The sequence below is a fragment of the Aquidulcibacter sp. genome, from assembly GCF_044346625.1.
In the GTDB taxonomy this organism is placed as follows: Bacteria; Pseudomonadota; Alphaproteobacteria; order Caulobacterales; family Aquidulcibacteraceae; genus Aquidulcibacter.
Window position 1 is genome coordinate 1 of record NZ_JBIIYV010000138.1, and the last position, 4,127, is coordinate 4,127.

The following is a 4,127-nucleotide window of genomic DNA, read 5'->3' on the forward strand; positions in this document are numbered from 1 at the left end:
GAGACAGAGTTTAATCGCCTAAGCACTTATGAGTGGGAGCGGATTCGCGATTTCCTGATCCTGCATTATTGCGCAACCGAACGCGATGATACGGAACTCTGGCGTTATTGCGCTTCCATGAGCCTGCCAGACACGCTGACCTATAAGATGGCGCACTTCCGCAAATATGGGCGGATGGTCTCTGATGGGCCGGAACTCTTCCTCAATCCAAGCTGGTTGGCGGTTTATTTGGGCCAGTTTGTCGAGCCTGAGGGCTATGATCCATTGGTGGACACCCGCACCCATGTTGAAGCCGATCGCCACTTGGCGAGCCTAAAGACCCTTATGGCGCAAACGGCCGAAACGTTCCCAACCCACCGCGACTTCATCAACCAAACCTGTAAGGCAGGCTAGATTTTAGCTGACCATCCGCAAGCGCGGGCCTTCTTCGCTGGCTTTGATGACTTCGGTGCTGGACTTAGGCTTGCCGAACAGATTGCCTTGGGCATGGGTAATGTCGAGTTCGAGGATTTCGACAATCGTGCGTTCGGTCTCGACCCGATCTGCAATCAGCTCGACCCCATAACGTGAGAAGAGGGCAGAGACGTCTGCCGGTTCGAACTGACGATTGAGGCCGGTCACAGGCACTGTCTTGGCTTCAACCAATTGCTGCACCAGTTTATCACCGGCAATCTTCACATACCGAACGCCCATGCGCTCTAGCTTGCGCAAGTCGAGGTCTAGGGTCTCGCAACGGTCAATCGAGAAGCGGAAGCCCAGATCAAACAATCGGCCCATGTTACGCTCAGCCGCCATCGGGATTTTCTCAAACGAGTCGCGGGTAAGCTCGAAAATGATCGAACCAGCGAGATCTTTATTGTCGCGCAAGAAAGCGATGAATTGCGGGAAGAAGGTCTCATCCCCCAAGCTCGTGGTCGAGATATTGCAGAAGAGCCCAATGCGTCGGTCATGCTTGAGTAGGCGACGGGCGATCTGAACGCACCGAAGCAAGAGGAGGTTGTCGATCTCACCAACCAAGCCCGAAGGCTCTGCCACGCGCAAGAATTCGCTGGGCAAAATCACTGCGCCAGATGGATCGCGCAGGCGGGTAAAGCCTTCATAATAAACTGTCTTGCGCTGCGGCAGTGCGACGATGGGCTGCAAGTGCAGCTCAATCCGATTTTCTTCCAACGCTGAGCGAACAGCCGCCAAGAGGTTTTGATCGGACCGGCGCGGCGAGAGCTTTTGGCCTTCAGAGGCTGTGGCCTCGCGCCGACGTTCATTCTTCTGCACATAAGTCGTCAGAAGCATCGCGATTTCGCGCACTTCGCGCGCCAAGGCAGCCTCGCGTGCAGCCGCATCTTCTGCAACAGTCGTTTTTAGGGTCTCAATTTCTTGATGGGTTGCACCCTGCATGTCTTTCAGGGACTGGAATTCATTATCGATCCGGGTCTTTTCAGATCGTGAGAGTTTTGCCTCCCGCGGCGTGAAGGCGAGATGGAACAAGCCGCAGGCAACGCCTAGCAATCCGCCCATGCAAACGGAAACCGCAAGGCTGACTTCTTGGATGTAAAAGGCAAACGCCCCCAACCCAACCGAGGCGATGCAATAGACTAAGAAGAGGATAAAATTAGCGGCGGCTAGCACGGGCTTCTCCCGAGGATGCAAGGAATTTTCACCCGCAAATCATGGAAGCTGAACTGGTTAACGTTTGGTTTACCATCGTGAAATCACAGAAAAATTTCAGTCGGACTTCCCATCGACTTTGCCGTCGACTTTGATTGCAGTTGATATCGTCAGATCCCGGCCAAAATTGGGTATGGCGGTGTCTTGTCCTGCCTCAATAACTTCGCGACGCATGGTGCGCGCGCGTTCAAAGGTTGCGAATAAGGTATCGCCATCACCCCAGCGTATGGCGCGACGCAAAGCGGTCAAATCCTCTGAAAAGCGTCCAAGTAGATCCAGGACTGCATCCTTGTTGAGCAAAAACACATCGCGCCACATGGTCGGGTCAGAGGCTGCAATGCGGGTAAAGTCCCGGAAGCCCCCTGCAGAATATTTGACAACTTCACTATCGGTCACCGCTTCCACGTCTTGAGCGGTTGCCACAACGCAGAAAGCGATCAAGTGGGGCAAATGACTGGTCATGGCGAGGACTTGATCGTGGCGGACTGGATCCATAAAATCAACTTTGGCACCCATGGCTTCCCAGAATTGTGTTAATCGAACAACGGCCTCTTGATAGGCAGGGCGAGGGTCAGCAAGCGGGGTAAGAATGGCCCAGCGGCCCTCAAACAAAGTTGCAAAGCCCGCATCCGGGCCAGACTTTTCACCGCCAGCAATCGGGTGGCCCGGGATCAAGAAGCAGGCTTCAGGCAGAACAGGTTGTAGCTGTTGCACGATGGCTTCTTTGACAGAGCCAACATCTGTCACAATAGCACCGGCTTTGATGTGCGCCCCAATTTGGGCCCCGATAGGCCCCATCGTCGCAGGCGGTGTACAGAGGATAATCAAGTCCGCCCCGGTTACAGCGGCTTCGACCGTCTCGGCCACGTCACCAAGCCCTAGTTCTTGCACGCGTTCGCGAACGCTTGGGTTCAGGTCAAAGAGCACGATCCGTGACGCCAAGGCGTTTGCTTTAGCGGCGGCAGCCAACGACGAGCCGATCAGGCCGACCCCAATAATCGCTAAGGTGTCAAAGTGGCTGGCCGCGTCCGACATTACGACCCCATGAAATCTTTGAGTGCCGCGACCGTGAGGCGGTTTGGCTCTTCAAGGCCGATTGAAATGCGCAAATAGGCGTCCAAGCCATAGGCACGAACGGCACGCACAATGACCCCGCGCGACCGCAGATAGGCGTCGGCTGCTGTAGCGTTCTTTTCGGGCTCGCTTGGGAACTTCACCAAAATGAAGTTGCCGACGCTGGGGGTCACTTCAAGGCCCAGAGCGCGAATTTCGTGCGTCAAAAAGGCCAGCCAATGGGCGTTAAAGGCGATGCTATGGTGGGCAAAGTCTTGGTCGAGTATGGCGGCTTCTGCTGCCGCTAGGCCCGGCGCGCTGATATTGAAAGGCCCACGCACGCGGTTGAGCGCATCGATCACCACTTGCGGGCCATAGCACCAGCCCACACGCGCAGCAGCAAGCCCGTGGATTTTGGAGAAGGTGCGCGTCATCAACACGTTACTGGCTTCCCCAGCCAGCTCAAGACCCGACGAATAATCATTGGTCTGCACATACTCGCTATAAGCGGCGTCAAGGACCAAGAGTACTTGGTCAGGCAGGCCCGCATGCAGGCGCTTGATCTCTGAATAGGGCAGATAGGTGCCAGTCGGGTTATTGGGATTGGCCAAAAAGACGATTTTGGTCTTGGACGTCACACAAGCCAATAGTGCATCAACGTCGGCCGTCAGATTGGTTTCAGGGGCGGAAACACAAATGGCACCGGCTTGTTGTGCAGTCAGGCGATAGACCAAAAAGCCATGTGCGGATTGGACGATTTCATCGCCTTGATCAAGAAAGGCCCGCCCCAAGAGCTGGAAAATCTCGTCAGATCCGTTTCCACACATGATACGGCCAGCGTCGAGGCCATAGCGGCTAGCAATTGCGGTACGCAGGCCTGCATGGTCGCCGTCTGGATAAGTTGCCAAATCTTCGGCAGCGGTTTGATAGGCGAGACGTGCGGCTGGGCTGCAGCCTAAAGGATTTTCATTGGATGACAGCTTCCAAGGCTTTTCAATCCCCGGGATCTTTGCTTCGCCGCCCTTATAAGGGACAATATCGAGAATTCCGGGCAGGGGCGCGACTGACATTTTCATAGCCTTCATCGGGTAATCTTTTGCTGCGTGGGCATGACCTTCCGACCCGTTTTGGTCAAGGGGGCTTTGTGTGCAGTTTTCTTCTGTTCGAGTGTCCCATTTTAAGTCACCCTTTACATCCTTTGTGTAGAAGGAGCGGTGAACAGACGCAAAAGCATCAAATCTTGGTTTGAGTTTTAGGCGTCATGACCGGGAAAGCCCGGCAACAAAGAATTTGGTGGGTATAATGAGTAAGACCGTCCTAATCGTTGATGACGATCCGTCGCAGCGCCGCCTGTTACAGGGTGCCGTTGAACGTCAGGGCTTTGCAACGCGAACCGCCGAAGATGGCGC

The 4,127-nt window shown here is 54.9% G+C and carries 4 protein-coding genes and 1 pseudogene; 2 read left to right on the top strand and 3 right to left on the bottom strand.

Features of this window, described 5'->3' with window-relative positions:
- Positions 1-393: tryptophan 7-halogenase (locus ACIQ20_RS16030; RefSeq protein WP_395782083.1), on the top strand; the 393-nt coding region annotated here is incomplete at its 5' end.
- 3 nt (positions 394-396) lie between these two features.
- On the opposite strand, the gene ACIQ20_RS16035 is transcribed toward ACIQ20_RS16030, so the two are convergent.
- The 3 genes from ACIQ20_RS16035 to hisC form a co-directional block, all read right to left on the bottom strand.
- Positions 397-1,626: an EAL domain-containing protein gene (locus ACIQ20_RS16035; RefSeq protein ID WP_395782085.1), complete on the bottom strand. Its 1,230-nt coding sequence runs from the start codon at positions 1,624-1,626 to the stop codon at positions 397-399.
- Between the two features lie 96 nt (positions 1,627-1,722).
- Positions 1,723-2,700 carry a prephenate/arogenate dehydrogenase family protein gene (locus ACIQ20_RS16040; RefSeq protein WP_395782087.1) on the bottom strand — a complete coding sequence of 326 codons (978 nt, stop codon included), beginning with the start codon at positions 2,698-2,700 and terminating at the stop codon, positions 1,723-1,725.
- A complete protein-coding gene (hisC, locus tag ACIQ20_RS16045; protein ID WP_395782089.1) occupies positions 2,700-3,788 on the bottom strand; it encodes a histidinol-phosphate transaminase in 1,089 nt (362 codons plus the stop codon). Before hisC ends, ACIQ20_RS16040 begins: the two co-directional genes overlap by 1 nt.
- Before the next feature lie 232 nt (positions 3,789-4,020).
- Here hisC and ACIQ20_RS16050 point away from each other — a divergent pair.
- Positions 4,021-4,127 (top strand): annotated as a pseudogene (locus tag ACIQ20_RS16050) (DNA-binding response regulator); the annotation flags it as partial.